The sequence below is a fragment of the Leptolyngbya sp. FACHB-671 genome, assembly GCF_014695745.1.
Classification (GTDB): Bacteria; Cyanobacteriota; Cyanobacteriia; order Elainellales; family Elainellaceae; genus JAAUTN01.
This window is the reverse complement of record NZ_JACJOV010000048.1, coordinates 25,279-47,022: the sequence shown is the minus strand read 5'-3', so window position 1 is coordinate 47,022 and position 21,744 is coordinate 25,279. Positions and strand designations below refer to the sequence as shown.

The window sequence follows — 21,744 nt, the reverse complement described above, 5'->3', positions numbered from 1 at the left end:
ACAAAATGTAAGAGGTCTAAAGAATTTCTTCTACAACCCGGACAGGGTTGCTATATTTACCTACGAATGTCAAAGATTGTAAACAACTGGAAATTTCGTATTTCCTTCGGTTGAGATGATCCCAGCATCCCCCCAGAATTTGGCCGTCCGTGTTACCATCTGTGAAACCCTCTTCTCACTGAGCCATAATGGGCAAGGTATTGGTGCTGAATGCCTCCTATGAGCCGCTCAACATCACGAGCTGGCGACGGGCGGTTGTGCTGTTGATTAAGGGAAAAGCAGAGCAGGTCGAGCATAATGGCAAGATAGTTTATGCTGAGTTGCCTCTGCCAACGGTGATCCGGCTTCGTCACTATGTGCGGGTACCCTACAAGGAAATTCCTTTAACCCGCCGAAATCTCCTCCACCGAGACAGTCATTCCTGTCAATATTGTGGGTACACCGGAGACGACCTGACGCTAGATCATGTGATCCCGCGGTCGCGAGGCGGGGGCGATTCCTGGGAAAACATTGTCACTGCTTGTGTGCGTTGCAATGTCAAGAAGGGCAGTCGCACCCCCAAAGAAGCGAATATGCCGCTGCGGCACCCTCCACACAAGCCCTACAGCGGACTTTACTTTGAAGTCACCAAGCACATCAAGAGTGGCGTACACCAGGAATGGCAGAAGTACGTCATCGGCATATAACGGGAATTTACTTAGGCTAGTCTACAGCATAGGTACACAGCGCTACTTTAGCCGCATCAGGGTTGATTAAGTTGCTCTTGCACCCCTTTAAATGCCGGAACACTCAATCAAATTGGAGATTAAGTTGTGGTTAAGTTGCAAGGCGGCAGAAAAGGATAGTTTCAAACCTGCGATAGATGCGGTTTCAGTCATAGGATACGGGATTTATTCACAAAAGCTGCCATTGATATGCTCCTAAAGATGAGGTGTCAGATTTCTTTTTTTTTGCGAAGATCGTAAATGCAACTAAAAATATTAACTGGGCTGTTGCTAAGCTGAAACATCACCTTGCTGAAAGCGCCAGCCCGCTTTTTTTACACCTGTACTTATGCAATCCAACTCGCTCATCTCTAGTGATGGATTATCCACAGTGACAGAACCTAACTTGAAAGGTTCTAAGTCAGTGAGCCGGGTAGTTGATTATGAAGACGTAGAATATTCGGGAGTAGAGATCAGTCAGGCACCTCTAAACTCTCCAGGACGACGGTTCTCTGAACAGAAAGTAGAAGCATTACGACAAGTCTTGGAAAAGCGTCGGGGCGATCGCCACTTGGTAATTCTGCAAGACTTTCCAGATCCTGATGCGCTTTCTTGTGCTTGGGCATACAAGCTGATTGCACAGCAATTTGGCATTCGCTGCGATATCGTCTATGCAGGTACTTTGAGCCATCAGGAAAACATCGCTCTGGTCAAGCTCACAGCCTTACCTGTACAGCGTTGGTCAGTACAAGCTGCTCGCGAGAAAGACTTTTCGGTTTACCAGGGATCTGTTTTTATTGACAACCAGGGCACAACAACACAACTGATGCCTTTGGTGCAGCAAGCCAACATTCCTGTGACCGTTGTGATTGATCACCACAGTTCCCAAGGAGATTTGGAGGCGGAGTTTTCGGATATTCGTTCTCAAACTCGCGCTACTGCAACAATCCTGACCCAATATCTGCAAGCTGGTCTACTTAAGTTAGACAACAGCAACGGGGAGCACATCAAGTGTGCAACTGCCCTAATGCACGGTTTGCGGTCTGATACAAATCGACTGATGCAGGCTCAGGAAGAAGATTTCCTGGCAGCAGGCTATCTCAGCCGATTTTATGACAGCCAGTTGCTCAACTCTGTGCTGCAGGCTTCCCGCTCCAAGCGAGTGATGGATGTAATTGAGCGATCGCTCAGAAACCGCATTCTACAAAACAGCTTCTCAATTGCTGGGGTCGGCTATTTGCGCTATGACGACCGAGATGCGATTCCGCAGGCGGCAGACTTTCTGGTGACAGAAGAAAACGTGCATACGGCCGTCGTCTATGGCATCGTCCATGACGAAGATGAAGATCTGGAAGTTGTGATTGGCTCTCTCCGCACCAGCAAGATTACCCTTGACCCTGACGAATTCATTAAAGAAGCGTTTGGACAAGACACACAGGGTCGCTTTTTTGGTGGCGGTCGAGCGATGGCGGGTGGTTTTGAGATTCCGATGGGCTTTCTTTCTGGCTTCAACGAAAATTCTGAATACACCCGAATCAAGTGGGAAGTGTTTGATGCTCAGGTTAAGCAAAAGCTGCTGAGGCTGGTTGACCCAGAAGATGGCGTAATTCGCACAGCTTAATGTTTAGGCGGTTTGATGAGCGTGACTGACTCAACTGAGTTGACTGAACTTTACCTGATTCGCCACGGCATTGCGGCAGAGCGAGGCACCTATCAGGAAGATGGCGATCGCCCCCTAACTGAGGTGGGGCGACACAAAACCACAAAGGTCGCAGAACGGCTGTACGAATTGGGCGTGCGCTTCGACCTGATTTCGACCAGTCCGCTGGTACGGGCAAAGCAAACTGCCAAAATTTTGCAGTCTGTGGGATTGAGCGATCGCCTGGAAGAATCAGACGATCTCGCCCCAGAAGGAGACTTTGATCACTGGCTAACCTGGCTTAACCAATGGCAAGCAGGCGGGAAGCAGTTGGCATTAGTTGGCCATCAGCCTGATTTAGGGGATTGGGCAGAAACTTTAATTTGGGGCGAGTCTAAACAGCAAATTGTTTTCAAAAAAGCAGGAGTGATTGGTTTGCTTCTACCCCAAGCAAAAACTCCAGTGGGTCAAAGTCAGCTCTTTTGGCTCACGCCTCCCAAATTTTTGCTTTGATTGAGTAACTGGCACTATGATCAATAGCCTATCAAGACATCCTCTGCACAAAATCTAGCAGGTGGTGCGCCATTTCTAGCTTGCTGCACGGAGCGATCGCCTGCTTATTGCCTGATTTGTCCAAAAAGATCGCCTGATTTTGGTTGCTACCAAAGCCGCTATCGGGTTGGTCAACTGGATTGGCAGCGATCGCATCTAACCTCTTGCGCTGCAACTTCTCTAGGGCAGGGGGGAGAATGTCGCCCGTCTGAGCCGCAAAGCCAATCAAGTGCTGATGAGGACGTTTGCGATCGCCTAAGTCTGCTGCAATATCAGGTACGGGCGATAGCGGCAAAGCAGTAGGGAGCGATCGCTTCGGCAATTTCATAGAGCTATAGTCGGTTGGCTTCACATCTGCCACTGCTGCCGCCAAAAACGTCCAGTCAGCAGCCGTAAAGTAATTCAGCATCATCTGGTGCATCTCTGCGGCACTGGTAACCGGAATCAGCCGCACCCCTGACAGATCAGCTAGCAACTCAGCCTCTATTGGCGCGTGCACTAACGTCACCGCCGCGCCCCGATGCAGCGCAGCTTGTGCCAGGGCCACTCCCATCTTTCCGGTTGAGGGGTTGCCAATAAACCGCACAGGGTCGAAATGTTCACGGGTGCCGCCTGCATTAATCAAAATTTGCTTTCCAGTCAAATCTCGTTTGCCACCAGTGTGTAGGAGCGATCGCAACTGCGCCAAAATTTCACTGGGTTCTGCCATGCGACCGTTGCCGATGCGATCGCACGCTAAAATTCCTGCTGCCGGACCAACCGTGTGATAACGTTTGTCCGTCTGCACCTGCTGCCAATTTCGCTGAACAGACTGCTGCTGCCACATCTCCGTATTCATAGCTGGAGCCAGCAGCACGGGACAGGCAGAAGCCAGGACAGTATTGGTCAACAGATTGTCTGCCAGACCATAGGTGAGCTTTGCCAGGGTGTTTGCAGTGAGGGGGGCGATCGCAAATATCTCTGCCCACTCGCCCAGTTCAATGTGTAGGGGACGGTGGTGAGTAGGCTGCCAAAAGCTTTGATCCGTATAGGCTGGGTGGCGGCAAAGGGTGGCGATCGCCAACGGTGTAATAAATTCCTGTGCCGAATTAGTCAAAATTGCTCTAACTTCGGCCCCAGCCTTTGCCAGCGTCGAAATTACTTCACAAATTTTGTATGCAGCAATGCCGCCGCCTACCCCGATTAGAATTCGCCTGCCCTTGATTCCCTGGATGGAATTGTAATTTGTCATGTGTCACTGGTCATCGATTAGTTGTAACAGCAGCCTTGAATGGTAGAGGTAAACGGTCTCAACTCAACCTACAATTCAAAGATCTGTCAGTCAATTAGAAGCCAAACTGAATGTGCTTCAAGATTAGAACAGGGCTAACCGCGACACTCAAAGAACTGCTTCATGCGACGCGATTCAATTTTCTACAAGCTGTTTCAGCAATCCCCCACACTTTTGTTTGAGCTTTTGTCTCAGCCTCCCACCAATGCTGAAGCTTATCGATTTGACTCCGTGGCAGTCAAAGAACCGAAATTTGAAATTGATGGCGTATTTCTGCTACCGGAGGATCAGGACATAGGAGCCGTTTACTTTTGCGAAGTTCAGTTTCAGAAGGATGAACAGCTTTACGAACGCATCTTTGCTGAATCTGCGCTGTATTTCTACCGCAACCGTGCCCGATTTAACGACTGGCAAGCGGTAGTCATTTATCCCTCACGTAATGTTGAACAAAGCGACTTGCATCCCCATCGAGGGCTGTTAAACAGCGATCAGGTGCATCGGGTGTATTTGAATGAGCTAGGCAATATTCGTCAGTTGCCGCTCTGGGTAGCAGTAATGGTATTAACAACGGTAGAGGAAGCTCAAGCTCCAGAGGAAGCCCGACATCTACTGAGTCGAACCCGTGCTGAGTTATCTCAATTAAGCAGCCATGCAATAATTGAGATAGTCACAACCATCATGTCCTACCGGTTTGAGCACCCAAGTCGAGTAGAGATAGAAGCAATGCTGGACATCACGCTGAAGGAAACTAGGGTTTACCGAGAAATTAAGGAAGAAGGGCGACAAGAAGGGCGACAAGAAGGACGGCAGGAAGAAGCTGCCAACTTAGTTAATCGACTGCTGAAGAAGCGGTTTGGAGAATTTCCTGATGAATTACGCTCAAGTGTCAGCAACTTGCCGCTACTAACCCTAGAAATGTTGAGTGAAGCATTATTAGACTTTACGAGTGTAGTTGAGTTACAGGCTTGGTTGGAGGAGCGATCGCACTAGCCGCAAACATGTGCTCATGAATTTCTGGGTAAACAGCTTGTACTACTACAATGAAGAGACGAGTTTGTCTAAGACCTCGACTGTTTAGTCCTTTCTATACCTGATTTAGCTCATGCCTCCTCGTTGGCCCCGTGAACCCGATCGCAACGATCCTGCCTACCGTAAGCTCGATGATCGGATGAACTTTGCAATCCACGTTGCAATCTTTGCCGCCACAAATTCTGGACTTTGGTTTGTCCGTACGCTTCAATCTCAAAACTGGCCTTGGACGGTTTGGGTGACGGGTGGGTGGCTGTTGCTGTTAGTCGTCCATGCGGTGTACATTTTTGCGATCGCCGACTATTCCAACTCAACTGCCTTAGACAAACTACCCAAATCCTCCTAGAGCAAGGCGATCGCCCTTCTAGAGTGCGTTAGGTTAAAGCTATGACTGAGTAGAGTATTGTCTCTGCCCAGGCAGACGAATTAGGTAAACTGCAATGGCTTACTCCGGCACAACAGAGGCGATCGAATCGCTAGCAGCAGAAATTGGTGAAAATATCTACATTGATGTTGCAAAATGGCACCTCTATCTCAGAGATGCCCATTTACACACACTTCTGGCAGAGCGGTTTTATCCGATGCTGACAGATAGCAAAATTGATGAAAGCAAGGTGACAGAAACGCTGAGAAATATCCCCGTGAAGTTAGGCGGCGGTAAGCGTGAACTTCCCTTATCTGATCTGCTGCCTTCCTCGGTTCAAAGCAACTTAGTCGAGCTTCTAGAAGAGTATCAGCGCAAGCTTTAGAAAACTTTAGTAGGTGGGCTTAAAAAAATATAGGGGCTTGGCATTGCCAAGCCCCTATATTTTTATTCTTCTTCGACGTATTCTTCCTCTTCCTCGTCTTCACTCATCGGTGCCACAGAAGTTGCCGAAACTGCAACGCCCATCTCTAGCTTTTCACGCACCTTTTGCTCAATTTCTTTAGCAAATTCAGGTTTTTCCTTCGTGTACTTAATTGCGTTGTCGCGACCCTGGCTAATATTTTCGCCGTTATAGCTATACCAGGCTCCCCGACGTGCAATGACTCCGGTTTCTTCTGCCAGGTCAACTAAGCAACCGTAAGTAGAAATGCCTTCACCAAAGATGATGTCAAACTCCGCAATGCGGAAGGGTGGAGCAACCTTGTTTTTGGCAACTTTGACTTTGGCACGAATACCAAATTCTTCCGTCCCTTTCTTCAGAGTTTGAATGCGGCGGATGTCTAGCCTGACCGAGGCGTAGAATTTGAGCGCATTCCCCCCCGTTGTGGTTTCGGGGTTGCCGTAAGAAATGCCGATTTTTTGGCGCAACTGGTTCAAGAAGATGACGCTACAGCCAGTCTTGCCGATGTTGCCTGTGATCTTGCGGAGCGCTTGGCTCATCAGCCTAGCCTGCAAGCCCACGTGAGCGTCACCCATTTCCCCTTCAATCTCAGCTCTGGGTACGAGCGCCGCAACGGAGTCTACCACAACCACATCGACAGCAGTAGAACGCACGAGCTGATCAACGATTTCTAGGGCAGCTTCACCTGTGTCAGGCTGAGATACCAGCAAGTTCTCAATGTCTACTCCTAGCGCCTTGGAATAGGTAGGGTCGAGGGCGTGTTCTGCATCGACGAAAGCAGCGATGCCTCCTGCTTTTTGGACTTCGGCGATCGCATGAAGCGCCAAAGTCGTCTTACCCGAGCTTTCTGGACCATAGATTTCGATCACTCGTCCCTTCGGTAGCCCACCACCCAACGCCAAATCGAGCGTCAAGGCACCACTAGGAATTGTTTCTACCTTCATACGGGTAGCGTCACCCAACCGCACAATAGTTCCCTTGCCAAAGGTGCGGTCGATCTGGTTAAGTACCAGATTTAAAGCTTTAGTTTTTTCAGAATCTTCACTGCTGGTTTTAGCCATTAGCGCCTCAAAACGGATGTGTGGAGAGTACAGGGGTCAATAAAATTTACAGGGAAGCAGATTTATATTCTAGGCTTCCGTTCCGCCAGCAAGATGCAATAAGCGGATGTAAATTGAAGTTGGATATAAAGTTGAATGCGTTGGGGTGTGAGGTTAGAGCAGCAATATAACGGCTTAGAGTTGCACTATGCAATCCAGCTTACTGTCTGATCTGTCTGAATCTGGTTACGCTGTAAACAGTTGCATCTTGTCCATTGTAAGGCATTTGAGCTTTAATTGCATACAAATGTACTAACCAATGTCCAGAGTGAAATGCAGTGAAAAGGGCTGCATTGCCGTTAAACGGGTGCCCAACTCAAACCAATGTCTAGATATTTCTAGGTTCTGCAAGGCGGAAAGATTCCACTAGCTACCTTTTTATTTCTAGTGCCTGATTTCGGGTAGAAAGTTCAGCAAAAATTTAGTATTGAGTTGTCTTAGATTTTTTAGAACCACATGCGTTAGAAGGATTGTTCCCTCAAGATCCAGACTTCACCCATTGCAGATTTCAATCTTTTACACAGAATGACAACTAATCTTCCCAATCTGCTTGTTCCTGATACAGCACTGTCAGTGGCAGGACTGACTGCTTACATTCAGGAATTGCTGGAACAAGATAACCAGTTGCGTCAGGTTTGGGTCACAGGGGAGGTATCGAGTGCCAATCGCTATCGCAGCGGGTTGTTTTTTACGCTGCAAGATCCGGATGCAAAAGCAGCGATTAGCTGTGTGATATGGAATAGCCAGTTAACCAAGTTAGCAACTGTGCCTGTTCAGGGGGAGCAGTTCATCATTTTGGGTCGCATTCATGTGCATCCCCAACGGGGTAACTATCAACTCATTGTTTGGCAAGCGCTTCCAGCGGGTGAGGGGTTACGGGCATTGCGCTATCGGCAACTGCGGCTGCGGTTGGAAGCGGAAGGGCTATTTGACGCTGAGCGGAAACGTCCTTTGCCGGCTTATCCGCAAACGATCGCCGTCGTCACTTCACCGCAAGCGGCTGCTTGGGGCGACATCAAACGAACCTTGAAACGTCGATATCCAGGATTGTGTGTGTTATTTTCTCCAGCATTGGTTCAGGGGGATCAAGCTCCAGCTTCGATTGTGAATGCGATCCAACGAGTTGAGCAGGACGGGCGAGCAGAGGTGCTGATTCTATCGCGAGGCGGCGGAGCAATCGAGGACATGGCTTGCTTTAACGATGAGCGAGTGGTGCGGGCGATCGCCACCTGTCCGATTCCTGTTGTTGCCGGGATTGGGCATCAGCGAGATGAATCGCTGGCTGACCTGGTTGCAGATGTCTGCGCCCATACGCCGACTGCGGCCGCAGAGCAGGCTGTGCCGGAGCTAGCAGATTTGCTGAGTGAGCATCAAGAGCGGGTCAATGCACTCGCTCAGGCAATTGAGCATCGGCTCACTGCCAGCTATGACCATCTGCATCGGCTGCGAGAACGGTTACGACGACTTCAGCCCGATCGCCAGATTCAGCGGGAAACCCAGGCTATTGCCTGGATGCGTCAACGCTTGCTGCACGGAACGGCCCAACAGCTTCAGCAGGCGAATCAGCATTGCCAGCTTTTGCGCCAAAAGCTGATTACCCTGGACCCTAAGGCGGTCTTGCGGCGCGGTTATGCTGTTGTGCGAGAGACAAATGGGAGCGTCGTACGGTCCTCCGCTGAGCTCACTCCGGGACAAGACCTGACGGTACAGCTTGCTCAGGGACAGATTAAAGTTAAAGTTTCAGAAATTCCTAGTTCAACCCATGACCCACAGCATCAGGACTCTCTATGAGCGATTCAACTTCCCCTGGAACTGCCTATTCCAAATCCAGCCTAAGTTCTAAAGCGATCGCCTCCGATTCTCAGACTGCTCAAAGCTGGAGTTACGAGCAAACGGTCGCCCAGATTGAAGCAATTATCACGCGGATTGAGTTAGGTGACTTGGAGTTGGCCGACGTATTTGAGCAGTTTGCCACCGCCGTTGAGCATCTGCGCGAGTGCGAAATTTTCCTCTCGCATCAGCAGCGGCAGATGGATGTGTTAGTTGAAACGTTGATGGACGAGCCAGAAGGGTTCTAGGCAATGCTGCCTCGCTTCCTGGCTTCTTTATAGGAAGTGCCGATGCCGCGCAATCCGGCACGGATCATTTGCTGTTCGAGTAGGGCAAAGAAACGGGCGCGATCGCCTCCCCTAACCACAGCTTGATTATGTGCTTCAGCTAGCGCTACAGGATAACCGTACCCTTTCTGTACTTGAGTCAGCGTCAGGCTGAGGGCAATGTTGAGCAATTCTGCATCTTCTGCAACCCATGCAGGAAATTCTATTCGGGCGACTTCTGAGCCGACGTGAGCATAGCAGAAGTAGATGGCGTGATCCCCGTAGAGGTCCAGGATTTTGGCAGAACTGCGCCAAAGAGGACTGCGCTGACCGGGGCTGAGTAACAGTGACCACAGCGCAGTGTCGCGCAACGGTGCAAACACTTGGCAGGGAGCCTGTTCTGTTTGTCCGGGGCAGTGGGTAGCACAGTCGGGCGTGTCGTAGGGGCAGGTGTGCAGCCGCAAAAAGTTGAGTGCCTCACCGCTGCGAGAGGCGCTGAGATAGCCAACCAGGGGAATCTTTGCAGCCTTTAACTGATCCCAGGCGTGAAGAATGGGCGGTAGGATGCGCGCGCGCGCATCCGCAGGCAGCGGCTCCAGAAACCAGTGAATCAGCGAACCGTCTACCATTGCCAGAGTCGGTGGAGGTTCATTTGACAGCATTGACAGTTGCAGGTGTGGCGAAGCAACTTTGCTGACTAATTCCCGACTTTGAATTTCTGTTCCAGTAGCCAATTCTGCCAGCACTGTGGCTTCTGAGACGGTTCGCCGATAGCCCATCCATTCCTCAGTCCGAATTCCCCATTGGCGGGAAATGTACAGGTCTTCAGGACGGTAAAACACTTCCGGCAAACTGTCCAACAGCGGATGGCGATTTTGGGCATAGTGCAGCACAACCCGACCGACGTTGATCAGATAGCAGTAGGCAATTTCATGGTGGCTGGGGGCAATCTGCGACCCGTCAGTCGCTAAAACGGTGTGGATATTAGGTGCAGCGGTTAGATCAATTCGCGTGTCGAGGGGTTCAATCGGTTCCGCAGCTGCAAAACCAAGGCGATCGCCCCAGGTTTCTTGTAGCGTCACTAGTTCTGCCTGGTGACTTCGCGCCTGCTCTAGCAACTGCTGCGCCAACTCTAACCGCTGTCGTGTTGCAGCCGCTTCATGGGAGAGATGCTGGCTAATGTCCTGCATCTGTCGCGCTAGTTTGATCAAGTCGAGCATGAAGGGATCAGTTGAAGAGCAATGAGCATTATTTGGGGATCACTGAAAACGCTGGAGAATGGCGATCGCCCTGTCTGGGTAGAATCGTAGCCCAACTTGAATTAAATTAGTACAAATGTCTTTAATTAATTTGCTTTAATTAATTGGATGGTTTCCACCCAGATCCGATGTACAGATTTGCAGCAGCTTCTGAATCTGAACTGATTGTGTTTGGCGCAGCGAAACCCGGAGCTTCTGAACAGCAGGTCTTGCAATGGGTTCAGTTTATGCAGCAGCAAGGGATTCAACGAGTTTGCTGTTTACTTCCACAAAAGCAACTCACTCCGTATCCAGACTTGCTAGACACCTACCGACAAGCATTTGGGGACGGTAAAATCCTGTGGGCACCTGTGAAGGATTTTCATCTGGTCGAACCAGAAATGCTCACCCAGAGAATTCTGCCATTTTTAGCTGAAGCTGATTGGCAGCGTGAAAAGGTGGTCGTTCACTGCTCTGGTGGAGTGGGACGCACGGGGCACATTCTCGCTGCTTGGCTGGTGTTTGGACGAGGATTATCAAATAAGGATGCGATCGCCGCTGTCAAAAGAACCGGGCGCAATCCCTACGAAGCGGCGATCGCTCGAACGCTGATGGGCAGAAATCCCTGGAAAGGAATCTCTCAGTTGAACGCTCTTTTGGATTCTTGCCGTTAACCCGACACTTAAAAAAGCGGAAGAAGGGTTGAACCTTACTCCCGCTTGAAGTTTGAATCGCAATGATTTGTGATCTCTAGTCGAGGAAGCCCATGAGTCCTTCGGGCTGGTCGATCTCGTTAGAGGCGACCGGGCGATTGCCGGGGAGGTGGCTACCTCTCATCAGATCGGCGCTGCTGGCGACAATGGGGCGATGTCCAGGCAGCGTATCGACATCCAGTACTTCAAAGTCATTGGCGAAAACGGGGCGATGACCCGGAAGGCTGTCAACGTCCACAACCCGCAGGTGGCTAGCAGAAATTGGGCGGTTGCCTAGCAGATACCCTGAAATCTCCAGCTTGCTAGCAGCGATCGGGCGATAGCCTGACATGCTAAGGGCATTTTCAACTTCGATGTCACTGGGACCAATAGGGCGGTTAGCCAACTCACCCGATGGACGAAACTGGATCTGACTTGAAGATTTGTTTGATTCAGACTGTCCAGATTTAGTGGCATGGTCAGCCCCCTGTGAATCATTGTTAGATTCAACCGCCGTAGTTTGAGATTCGTTTTCGCTGCTCATCGCTCCCTCCTTTAGTTCCCCACCGTGTCCATTTTTTGTATCGGTTTCAGTAATACTCATCAATCAAATCCTTGGGTGCCTTATTTCAACGGGCGATCGCCCGTTGCATAGCTGCTTGATTAGACTTTTTGGAACGTATTTCTACCGATTTAAACCTTTTAACGCTTTTATTGGCGGCAAAGCTGCACTGCGATCGCAAAGATCCCACTGACTTGGCCTGAAGTTATTCTATGAAAGTTTTCGTAATAATTTAATAATTCAATCTAATTTGTTGATTTGAAGTTATTTACTGACAAATAACTTAATCCAATCACACAAGACTTACCATTCCCTGAGAGCGTTTGCTACTCCGCACTGTAGCGCTTCTGGCAAATTTGTGTCTTTCGCCATCATCTTTAGCTGCTCATGAGCAGCATCCGGGGCAAGTTGCTTGAGGGCGGCGATCGCGTGTAGCTGTACTCCTGGATCTGACTCTGACAGCAGCCTGATCAATGGGTCTAGAGCCTTAATTTCGCCTAAATGTCCTAAGCTAAGGGCGATCGCTTGTTTTCCTGGTGACTGCGGCGAGGACTCAGAATTAAGCAAAGTGATCAAAATTTCCGCTGCTTGAAGCTTTAGCGCTGGATCTTCCACTTTCCCGAGAGCGGCAATCATTTCGCGATAGACCTCTGCCGAAACGCAAGGCAGAATGGACTGAATTTTTTTGAGAACGGTTGCGGTCATGCCCCAGCTTAGCGATCGCACAATTTCGATCTGCAAAGCTGAAGGGGTATGAGGGGAGTGCAGCATGTCAGCGAGAGCTTGGGCTGCGGCAGGGTTGCTCAGTCGCCCTAGGGCGATCGCCGCTTGCTGACAAACCTGCAAATTTAAGTCTGTTAAATGAGGAATCAGCAGATTGACCAGGTCGATCTCGGCTTGCAGGTTGGCTCTCAAACCCACAGCAATTACTGCCTCTCGCCGAACTGCCGCTGCCGGATCTTGAAGCGCATTGACCAACACCGGAAAGACACGCGGGTCGTGAAAGCTGCTCAATGCCTCAATTGCTGCTGCACGAATTTCGGGCTGCGCATCGTTTGTAATGCTGAGCAAAGGGGCGATCGTTTGAGAATGGCGAATGCGGGAGAGCGATCGCACTGCCAAAAGCCGAAACTGCTCCATCGACAGCAGTTCTGTTAGCGGAGCAATCGCCTGATTGCCCAAATTTGCTAGAGCTTCTGCAGCAACCGCACTGAGTTCTCCTTCAGCGGTTTTTAGCAAACTGATTAAAACCTGAACTACGACAGGATGGTCAAACTCGCCTAGGGTTCGCACAGTAAACCAGAGCAATTCCCAGTCAGTGTCCTCGTGCTCAAGAATCGCAATCAGGGGAGCGATCGCCTTTGTACCAAAGCGAGGCAAGAGTTTCGCAACATCCCATCGCGTCTGAAAATCCCCTTCTATAAATAGGTCTAACGCCAGATCAAGCCATAGCTCTGGATTGATGCCGTCTTCTGGAGTTGCCCAGCCATACTGGTTTGCCAGAGCAGACAAAGGCGGAGAACAGTTGCTCCAAGAGTGACTAAACTGCGTGTCGTTTTCAGCTGTATCTAGCAAACTTAGTATTCCTTAAAATCTACAAGACCATCCTGTCAATCGAGCATCAGGCTAATGTAGTCACTACATATTGAAATAGGTTTTGTAACTGAGTATACGGTTCTACCGTGCCAATCTAAATACCCTGTCACTCAAAGAATTAGAAGTCTAGTATTCACACTCGATTTTTTGCTTTTAGTTAACTTTCGCACATTGTGGTTTGAATTGCTCCCCGCATTAAAGTAGGAACCCTTTTGAGAAAATTTGGTTGCTTTTAATACTAATTTGTTCTTCAAGCGTTCTAGTTGTTACTTACGTAACACCCCTATTTAAGAATATCTTGGCTTGCTGTGGTGTGTGACCTTACTAAAGGTTGATTCAGACCTTGAACACTTTTCCTACAATGCAGCCAAATTGATATTGAAAGAAGCAAACGCACATCTGACTGATCTGTGCATTTTGTGTAGTTTTGGTAAAGCAAACTACAGAATTAAGCAAAAGAACAGCGAAAATTTTGCTCTCTATCCCTTGGAATCAGATCAATGATAGTTAAACAGGTCGGAAAAAGCTTGATTTGAGAGGGTTTTCAGCCGTTGATGTAAGACATGCATGAGCATTATGCAGAAACTTCATCTTAGAAAATATTTTGTAACTAAAGATACGAAAACTCTGCTTGAATCCGAATAAATTATTGAGAAATCGAGCATAGACGGGCGCAATAAAGTTTGAGTTTAGGAGCTTAAAGTGTTAGCTAAGCTGCATTTGAATTGTACATTCTTTAATAAAGTTGAATGAGCTTGGCGATCGCTACTTTTACCTGCTGTGTGCTGTTAAAAATTTTCTTTTTCAAGTCTAGTCGTCAACTTGACTTTTCAGATTCTCCTAAAGGTTTATTGAGAATTCTCACAGTGAATTCATTTTAGGTTTGACCTTATACAGGCCATTTCAAAGTACTCAACTTCTCACAACTAAGTTTCTTCAGATTTAACTAGAACCATTTGATAGTTCCTCATTACTCATGCAGGACTACATTTCAGGCACAAGCATCAAGAGGACAGTTCCGTGACTCAAGCAGCAACAAACCCTACTGCAACACTGAATAAATTTGAAAAATTTAAAGCTGAGAAAGATGGCTTGGCGGTTAAGCAGGAAATTGATCGCTTTGCCCAAATTGGTTGGGAGGCAATGGATGAAACGGACCGGGATCATCGGCTGAAATGGCTGGGAGTTTTCTTTCGCCCGGTCACTCCAGGTAAGTTTATGCTGCGGATGCGAATTCCTAGTGGAATTCTCACCAGTGGGCAAATGCGAACGCTAGCGGAAGTCGTGCAGCGCTATGGCGAGGACGGCAACGCCGACATCACGACTCGCCAAAACCTTCAGCTTCGTGGCATTCGGCTTGAGGACATTCCCGATATTTTTCAACGATTCGAGCAGGTAGGCTTAACCAGCGTTCAGTCGGGCATGGACAACGTTCGCAATATCACGGGTTCCCCCGTTGCTGGAATTGATGCCGACGAACTGATCGACACCCGCGACCTGGTGCAGCAGGTGCAGGACATGATCACGAACAGTGGCGAGGGAAATCCAGCATTTACCAACTTGCCGCGCAAGTTTAACATTGCGATCGCCGGATGCCGCGACAACTCCGTCCACGCTGAAATTAACGACATTGCCTTTGTTCCAGCCTTTAAGGACGGCGCCTTAGGTTTCAACGTTTTGGTCGGTGGCTTCTTTTCTGCGAAGCGTTGCGAAGCGGCGATCCCGATGGATGTCTGGGTTGATCCCAGCCAAGTGGTGGCCCTGTGCGAGGCGATTTTGATCGTTTACCGCGATCACGGGCTGCGGGCAAATCGGCAAAAAGCACGACTAATGTGGCTGATTGACGAGTGGGGTGTTGAAAAATTCCGCGCGGCAGTCGAGCAGCAATTAGGGACCTCCCTACAAACGGCGGCAGAAAAAGACGAGATTGCTTGGGACAAGCGGGATCACATCGGGGTTTATGCTCAAAAGCAATCTGGCTTGAACTATGTCGGTCTACATGTGCCCGTCGGTCGGTTGTTTGCCCAAGACATGGCTGAACTAGCGAGAATCGCTGAAGTTTATGGCAGCGGCGAGTTACGGCTGACCGTCGAGCAAAACGTGATCATTCCTAATGTGTCGGACTCACGGCTGGAATTGCTGCTGAAGGAGCCACTGCTGGAACGGTTTTCGGTCAGTCCGGCAATGTTGGAGCGATCGCTCGTTTCCTGCACAGGCAGCCAGTTCTGCAACTTTGCCCTGATTGAAACCAAAAATCGTGCTCTGGGGCTAATTCGGGAACTGGAAGCAGAGGTCTCTTGCTCACAGCCCGTGCGAGTTCACTGGACGGGTTGCCCCAATTCCTGCGGACAGCCGCAGGTTGCCGATATCGGTCTGATGGGCACTAAAGCTCGCAAGGATGGCAAAACGGTGGAAGCCGTTGACATCTACATGGGCGGCAAGGTGGGCAAAGATGCTCACTTGGGCACCTGTGTGATGAAATCTGTGCCCTGTGATGACCTCAAACCCGTGCTGCGGAATTTACTGGTTGAACACTTCGGCGCACAACTGAAGGAGGAAGCCGTGACTTCAACTTAGATTTGGTTGGGTGATTTTTCCTGGCACGGGCACCTTCCCATCGCGAGCCTCCTCAAAGCTGCACTCCTCTTGGAATAGAGGACTGTCTGTGCAGCCCAATTGCTCCACAAACCCTAAATCTTTTAACCCTCAACGACTACTTACCGAAAGGACTTGGTGAACGTAAATGGCAAGATTTTCCAGACGGCAATTCATCATCACTGCAGGCGCAACCGCAGCAGGTAGTCTCTGGCTGCATGGCTGTAGCAGCAACAGCGAAACAGCCAGTTCCGATCCCGTTCCTGCTGCTGAAATTGCCCCAGAAGATGCTCCAGAGGTTACAGCCGCAAGGCTAGGCTTCATTGCCTTGACCGACTCCGCGCCGCTAATCATTGCTCAGGAAAAAGGTTTCTTTGCCAAGTACGGTATGACCGAGGTAGAGGTCATCAAGCAAGCCTCCTGGGGAACCACCCGCGACAACCTGGTTCTGGGTTCTGGAGGAGACGGCATTGACGGCGCTCACATTCTCACTCCCATGCCTTACCTGATCTCTGAGGGCACGGTTACGGATGGCAGAAAGATTCCCATGTACATCCTGGCGCGACTGAATGTGAATGGTCAGTCTATCTCGGTTGCGAATAAGTATAAAGAGCTAAATGTTCAACTAGACAGTTCTTTACTCAGATCTAGTATTGATGAGGCAAAGGCGGCTGGCAATCCACTGAAATTTGCCGTTACTTTCCCGGGTGGTAACCATGACCTGTGGATGCGCTACTGGTTAGCCGCAGGTGGAATCGACCCAGACAACGACGCTTCAACGATTGTGGTACCCCCGCCCCAGATGGTCGCCAACATGAAAACTGGGACGATGGATGCTTTCTGCGTGGGTGAACCCTGGAACGCGCAGTTGATCAACCAAAACATTGGTTACTCTGCTCTCACAACAGGACAGTTCTGGAATAATCACCCTGAAAAAGCATTTGCAATGCGGGCGGATTGGGTAGACCAAAACCCGAAAGCAACGCAGGCACTGTTGAAAGGGGTGCTGGAGGCGCAGATCTGGTGTGATCAGGCAGAAAACAAAGAGGAAATGGTAGACATCATTTCCAAGCGGGCCTGGTTCAATGTCCCTGCGAAGGACATCATAGAGCGGACTAAGGGCAACTACGACTTCGGCGATGGTCGCGTTGAAAGTGAGAGCGAACACATGATGAAGTACTGGAATGAGGATGCGTCCTATCCCTTTAAGAGTCATGATCTCTGGTTCTTGACCGAAGATGTGCGCTGGGGCTATTTGCCACCTGACACCGACCTTCAGGCACTCGTCGATGCCGTCAACCGGGAAGACCTATGGCGGGAAGCGGCAAAGGCGATCGGTCAGGAGGCAGCAATTCCAGCTAGCACCTCTCGCGGCGTTGAAACCTTCTTTGACGGCAAGCAGTTTGACCCCGAAAATCCAACGGCTTACTTGGACAGCCTGGAAATCAAGAAAATTTAATTTCTCACTTGGTAGAGACGCGATTAGCAGAGACGCAATGAATCTCGTCTCTACAAGCCAGGAAGGTTAAGGAATGGAAATCAAATAGTACTGCACGCTTCGAGGATGGGCATCTTGCTTATCCAGCCGGGGGAGAAACCCACCCCGCAGATGATTGAGTTCACGATCCCAATCTATTACCCCGCCACCAGGAGATCATTGAGATGACCGCAAGACTGGACGCAAGACCGAAACGTTTTAGCAGCGAAAACTTGGTTTCGATGCTGGGGAAACAGGCTAAAGTGCTGTATCCACCAGCGATCGCCCTGCTCATTTTCCTGGTCATCTGGCAAGCTCTCACCTCCCTGCCATCAGCAACCCTGCCCAGCCCAATCCAAACCGTTGAAGAAACCTGGGAACTGATCATCAACCCCTTCTTTGATAACGGTGGTAATGACAAAGGACTGTTTTGGCAAGTCTTAACCAGTTTGCAACGAGTCGCCCTGGGTTACACTCTAGCCGCCATCGCTGGAATTGGGTTGGGCATTTTGATTGGCACCAGCACCTTCATGTTTCGGGCTCTCGACCCTATCTTTCAGGTTCTGCGAACCGTGCCGCCGCTAGCCTGGTTGCCGATTTCCCTGGCTGCTTTTCAACAAGCAAATCCGTCTGCCATCTTCGTGATTTTCATTACGGCAATTTGGCCAATCATCATCAACACGGCTGAAGGGGTGCGCCAAATTCCCCAAGACTACAACAACGTGGCTAAAGTGCTGCGCCTGTCTCGCACCGAGTACTTCTTCAAAATTCTCATGCCTGCTACTGTGCCCTACATCTTCACAGGACTGAAGATCGGCATTGGACTCTCCTGGTTGGCGATCGTTGCAGCCGAGATGCTGATTGGCGGCGTTGGCATTGGCTTCTTCATCTGGGATGCCTGGAATAGCTCTCGTATCAGCGACATTATCATTGCCATCATCTATGTCGGCTTAGTCGGCCTACTGCTCGACTGGCTGGTCAGCCAGATCGCCAGGTTTGTCGTTCCCGAAGAACAAAAGCAAGGCTAACTCCAATTCCCAATTCCCCATCCCTAATCCCCAACCCCCTCCACAACCATGTCAGTCTTCGTCGAAGTTGATCACGTCGATCGCATTTTCTCAATGCCCAACGGCAATAGCTATGTTGCGTTGAGAAACATTGAACTCAAGATTCGCAAGGGTGAATTCGTTACTCTGATTGGACACTCTGGCTGCGGCAAGTCTACGCTGCTCAACATTGTGGCAGGGCTAGATCAGCCCACTCACGGCGGCGTAATTTTGGAAGGGCGGCAGGTTAAGGAACCTGGACCTGATCGCATGGTGGTCTTCCAAAACTACTCGCTGCTGCCCTGGCTGTCGGTGCGGGAGAATATTTCTCTGGCAGTCAACCGAGTGATGAACAAATTGCCCCAAGGTGAGCGGCGCAGCATTGTCGAACATCACATCGATATGGTGGGGTTGCGCCATGCTGCTGATAAGCGACCGGGGCAACTGTCTGGCGGCATGAAACAGCGGGTGGCGATCGCCCGTGCCCTGGCTATTCGTCCGAAACTGCTGCTGTTAGACGAACCCTTCGGCGCACTCGATGCATTGACCCGAGGCGGCTTGCAGGAACAGTTAATGAAAATCTGTGAAGAAAGTCATGTTACCTGCATCATGGTGACGCACGACGTAGACGAAGCGCTGCTGCTATCCGACCGGATCGTGATGCTGACAAACGGACCTGAAGCCCATGTTGGTCAAATCATTGACGTGCCATTTCCGCGTCCTCGCAGCCGTATGGATGTGGTCAACCATCCCAACTATTACAGCCTGCGGAGCGAGATTGTTTATTTCCTCAACCAGCAGAAACGAGCAAAGAAACTGAAGGTGCAACATGCCACGGCGATCGCCCGCAACGGTTTAGAGAAAGTCAACCTGGAGCTTGGCTTCATTCCACTGACCGACTGCGCGCCCATGATCGTTGCCAAAGAAAAAGGCTTCTTTCAAAAGCATGGCTTAGAGGAAGTTACTCTCAGCCGTGAGCCAAGCTGGAAGGCGATCGCAGAAGGCGTAGCGACAAAGCGGCTTGATGCAGCGGCAATGGTTGCTGGAATGCCCCTGGGTATGACTCTCGGCATGAACGGCAAACCCCCTACCCCGGTGATCACAGCCCTGACCCTATCGCGCAACGGCAACGCGATTACGTTGAGCAAAAGATTATTCGACCAGGGCGTGCGAACGCTGGCAGATTTTAAGGCGGCGATCGCCCGAACGCCCGACAAGGTTCCTACCCTTGGCGTTGTGCATCCCTCTTCCATGCACAACCTGATGTTGCGCTACTGGTTGGCGGCAGGCGGCATTGACCCCGACCGTGATGTCAGCCTGACCGTAATTCCGCCTGCCCAGATGGTGTCCAACCTGAAAGCAGGCAACATCGACGGCTACTGCGCTGGAGAACCTTGGAATTCTCGTGCTGTCCATGAAGGGTTAGGTTTTGTCATTGCTACCGATCTGGATATCTGGCAAGGTCACTGCGAAAAAGTTTTGGGTGTACGTGAAGACTGGGCAAACCAGTACCCACAAACCCACCTGGCACTGGTTAAAGCATTATTAGAAGCTTGCGAATATTGCGATGATCGCCGCAATCGCCAAGAAATTTTAGACTTTCTCTGCCAACCTGAATACGTTGGTTCAGAAGCCGTCTACACCCGTCCTGGCTTCATCGATTCCTATAATCGCGGCGATGGCACTGCTCCCCAGATGGACTTGCACTATAACCAGTTTTACGTCAACAAAACCAACTGCCCCGACCACGTTGAAGGGCTGTGGATCCTGACTCAAATGGCACGTTGGGGCATTACCTCCTTCCCCCGCAACTGGATTGAAATTCTGGAGCGAGTTCGCCGAATTGACGTATTTGGTCAGGCTGCTAGAGAACTGGGACTGCAAGATATGGGGCGCGATCGCCATCCCATTTATCTATTCGACGGCACCGTCTTCAACCCTGACGACCCTATCCAATATCTCAAAGACCTGCCAATCAAACGTGAGACTCACATTGAGGAAATTAGTCTGGATGAGCTAGTGGGGGCTAGGAGCTAAAGGCTGGGTTAGAGCCGTAGATTGAGTTAAGCCTGCAAAACCAACAGCCACAAAGGTTTGCGTTTGTTAGGTTCCATACTTCAACCCAGTCTGCGACTTGATAAATTCATACTTCGACCTCAGAACCTAATGCTTTAATCTTCAGACCCCAAATTTCAAGCTCAGAACTCAAAGCTCCGACCTCAGAATCCAAAACTCCGACCTTACAGCTCAAAAGTTTGACTCCCAAACGTCAGACTTCAAGATCAAAACTCAAAGCTCCGGCTTTAGAACTCGAAACTTCAAGCTGAAAGCCTGAAACTCCAAACTCAGAACTCAAAACTTCGACCTCAGAACTCGAAACTCCACCCTCAAACTCCAAAACTTCAAATCTTCAATTTCGTCTTTCGTCCTCTATTCTTCGTCCTCCATCCCCCCAACCCCATGCAAACCCTTAAACCTACCGACTTCAATGTCAACCCGCCTTTGAACCGCGATCCCTACCTGGTGATCGACAACGTTTCTAAAGCCTATCCCTCACCGGATGGAGCATACGTAGTGCTGGATGGCATTAACCTGACCGTCTATGAGGGTGAATTTATTTGCCTGATTGGACATTCCGGCTGCGGCAAATCCACTTTGTTGGATATGGTATCTGGTTTCCGCAAACCCACCGAAGGCGAAGTGCGCCTCCAGACCAAGCGCATCACCGAACCCGGACCCGATCGCATGGTGGTGTTTCAAAATTACTCACTGCTGCCCTGGATGACTGCCTTCGAGAACATTTACTTAGGCGTGAAATCTGTCTTTCCAGGTAAACCAGAGGCAGAAAAGCGGGCGATCGTGCGCGATCACCTGGCACTGGTCGGACTCTCCGACGCAGCCGACAAGAAACCAAAAGAACTCTCTGGCGGCATGAAGCAGCGCGTTTGTATTGCTCGTGCCCTTGCGTTGCGTCCACAAGTGCTAATTCTAGATGAACCCTTTGGGGCGCTCGACCCCATCACCCGCGAAGAGTTACAGGAAGAGCTGCTGAAGATTTGGACAGATCATCGTGTCACCGTGCTGATGATTACCCACGACATTGACGAAGCGCTGTTTTTGGGCGATCGCCTGGTGATGATGACCAATGGCCCCGCTGCCCAAATTGGTGAAATTCTCGACATTCCCTTCCCCCGTCCTCGCAACCGCACCCGCTTGATGGAAGACCCCCACTACTACGACCTACGGAACCACGCACTCGACTTCCTCTACCGTCGATTTGCTCATGATGACGCTTAAGAAAGAATGAGGGATGAGGGATGA

Annotated in this window: 19 protein-coding genes; 14 read left to right on the top strand and 5 right to left on the bottom strand. The window is 50.1% G+C overall.

Annotated elements, in window-relative coordinates:
* Positions 1–188: 188 nt before the first annotated feature.
* The 3 genes from H6F93_RS03160 (at position 189) to sixA (ending at position 2,856) form a co-directional block, all read left to right on the top strand.
* A complete protein-coding gene (locus tag H6F93_RS03160; RefSeq protein ID WP_190644816.1) occupies positions 189–686 on the top strand; it encodes an HNH endonuclease in 498 nt (165 codons plus the stop codon).
* A gap of 367 nt (positions 687–1,053) precedes the next feature.
* Positions 1,054–2,325, top strand: coding sequence for a DHH family phosphoesterase (locus H6F93_RS03155; protein WP_190679164.1), 1,272 nt, complete (start codon positions 1,054–1,056; stop codon positions 2,323–2,325).
* A gap of 15 nt (positions 2,326–2,340) precedes the next feature.
* Positions 2,341–2,856, top strand: a complete 516-nt coding sequence (gene sixA / locus H6F93_RS03150; protein WP_190679162.1) for a phosphohistidine phosphatase SixA — start codon at positions 2,341–2,343, stop codon at positions 2,854–2,856.
* A 31-nt stretch (positions 2,857–2,887) separates the two neighbouring features.
* Here the strand turns inward: sixA and coaBC are convergent, their stop codons facing one another.
* Entirely contained in the window at positions 2,888–4,126 is a 1,239-nt protein-coding gene (coaBC, locus tag H6F93_RS03145; protein WP_190679160.1) for a bifunctional phosphopantothenoylcysteine decarboxylase/phosphopantothenate--cysteine ligase CoaBC, read from the bottom strand.
* Between the two features lie 162 nt (positions 4,127–4,288).
* On the opposite strand from coaBC, the gene H6F93_RS03140 reads away from it, so the two are divergent.
* From H6F93_RS03140 to H6F93_RS03130, 3 genes are all read left to right on the top strand, one after another.
* Positions 4,289–5,155, top strand: coding sequence for an Rpn family recombination-promoting nuclease/putative transposase (locus tag H6F93_RS03140; RefSeq protein ID WP_190679158.1), 867 nt, complete (start codon positions 4,289–4,291; stop codon positions 5,153–5,155).
* A gap of 112 nt (positions 5,156–5,267) precedes the next feature.
* On the top strand, positions 5,268–5,540 hold the full coding sequence (locus H6F93_RS03135) for a 2TM domain-containing protein (protein ID WP_190679156.1): 273 nt from the start codon (positions 5,268–5,270) through the stop codon (positions 5,538–5,540).
* A 94-nt stretch (positions 5,541–5,634) separates the two neighbouring features.
* The gene (locus H6F93_RS03130) at positions 5,635–5,943 is read left to right on the top strand and encodes a DUF3181 family protein (RefSeq protein ID WP_190644822.1); all 309 of its coding nucleotides are present in this window, start codon (positions 5,635–5,637) and stop codon (positions 5,941–5,943) included.
* A gap of 62 nt (positions 5,944–6,005) precedes the next feature.
* Here H6F93_RS03130 and recA read toward each other — a convergent pair whose 3' ends face one another.
* Complete coding sequence (gene recA, locus H6F93_RS03125; RefSeq protein ID WP_190644823.1) at positions 6,006–7,082, bottom strand: recombinase RecA; 1,077 nt, start codon at positions 7,080–7,082, stop codon at positions 6,006–6,008.
* A 564-nt stretch (positions 7,083–7,646) separates the two neighbouring features.
* Between recA and xseA the strand changes: the two genes are divergently transcribed.
* Together xseA and xseB are read left to right on the top strand one after the other, a co-directional pair.
* Positions 7,647–8,912, top strand: a complete 1,266-nt coding sequence (gene xseA, locus H6F93_RS03120) for an exodeoxyribonuclease VII large subunit (RefSeq protein WP_190679153.1) — start codon at positions 7,647–7,649, stop codon at positions 8,910–8,912.
* Positions 8,909–9,199 carry an exodeoxyribonuclease VII small subunit gene (gene xseB / locus H6F93_RS03115; protein WP_190644825.1) on the top strand — a complete coding sequence of 97 codons (291 nt, stop codon included), beginning with the start codon at positions 8,909–8,911 and terminating at the stop codon, positions 9,197–9,199. The genes xseA and xseB overlap by 4 nt, the downstream gene beginning before the upstream one ends.
* Here xseB and H6F93_RS03110 read toward each other — a convergent pair.
* Positions 9,196–10,437 carry a DNA double-strand break repair nuclease NurA gene (locus H6F93_RS03110; RefSeq protein WP_190644826.1) on the bottom strand — a complete coding sequence of 414 codons (1,242 nt, stop codon included), beginning with the start codon at positions 10,435–10,437 and terminating at the stop codon, positions 9,196–9,198. The genes xseB and H6F93_RS03110 overlap by 4 nt on opposite strands.
* A gap of 167 nt (positions 10,438–10,604) precedes the next feature.
* Here H6F93_RS03110 and H6F93_RS03105 point away from each other — a divergent pair, with 167 nt between their 5' ends.
* Entirely contained in the window at positions 10,605–11,129 is a 525-nt protein-coding gene (locus H6F93_RS03105) for a protein-tyrosine phosphatase family protein (protein WP_190679151.1), read from the top strand.
* Between the two features lie 76 nt (positions 11,130–11,205).
* On the opposite strand, the gene H6F93_RS03100 is transcribed toward H6F93_RS03105, so the two are convergent.
* On the bottom strand, positions 11,206–11,751 hold the full coding sequence (locus H6F93_RS03100) for a hypothetical protein (protein ID WP_190644828.1): 546 nt from the start codon (positions 11,749–11,751) through the stop codon (positions 11,206–11,208).
* Between the two features lie 261 nt (positions 11,752–12,012).
* Positions 12,013–13,284: a HEAT repeat domain-containing protein gene (locus H6F93_RS03095; RefSeq protein ID WP_190679149.1), complete on the bottom strand. Its 1,272-nt coding sequence runs from the start codon at positions 13,282–13,284 to the stop codon at positions 12,013–12,015.
* A 1,041-nt stretch (positions 13,285–14,325) separates the two neighbouring features.
* Here H6F93_RS03095 and H6F93_RS03090 point away from each other — a divergent pair.
* From H6F93_RS03090 to H6F93_RS03070, 5 genes are all read left to right on the top strand, one after another.
* A complete protein-coding gene (locus tag H6F93_RS03090; RefSeq protein WP_190679147.1) occupies positions 14,326–15,882 on the top strand; it encodes a ferredoxin--nitrite reductase in 1,557 nt (518 codons plus the stop codon).
* A gap of 166 nt (positions 15,883–16,048) precedes the next feature.
* The gene (locus tag H6F93_RS03085; RefSeq protein ID WP_190679145.1) at positions 16,049–17,359 is read left to right on the top strand and encodes a CmpA/NrtA family ABC transporter substrate-binding protein; all 1,311 of its coding nucleotides are present in this window, start codon (positions 16,049–16,051) and stop codon (positions 17,357–17,359) included.
* A gap of 203 nt (positions 17,360–17,562) precedes the next feature.
* Positions 17,563–18,405 (top strand): nitrate ABC transporter permease, encoded by an 843-nt coding sequence (gene ntrB, locus H6F93_RS03080; protein ID WP_190679143.1) that lies wholly within the window; start codon positions 17,563–17,565, stop codon positions 18,403–18,405.
* Positions 18,406–18,453: 48 nt separating this feature from the next.
* Positions 18,454–20,460 (top strand): nitrate ABC transporter ATP-binding protein, encoded by a 2,007-nt coding sequence (locus H6F93_RS03075; RefSeq protein WP_190679141.1) that lies wholly within the window; start codon positions 18,454–18,456, stop codon positions 20,458–20,460.
* Between the two features lie 423 nt (positions 20,461–20,883).
* A complete protein-coding gene (locus H6F93_RS03070) occupies positions 20,884–21,720 on the top strand; it encodes a nitrate ABC transporter ATP-binding protein (protein ID WP_190679139.1) in 837 nt (278 codons plus the stop codon).
* Positions 21,721–21,744: the final 24 nt, after the last annotated feature.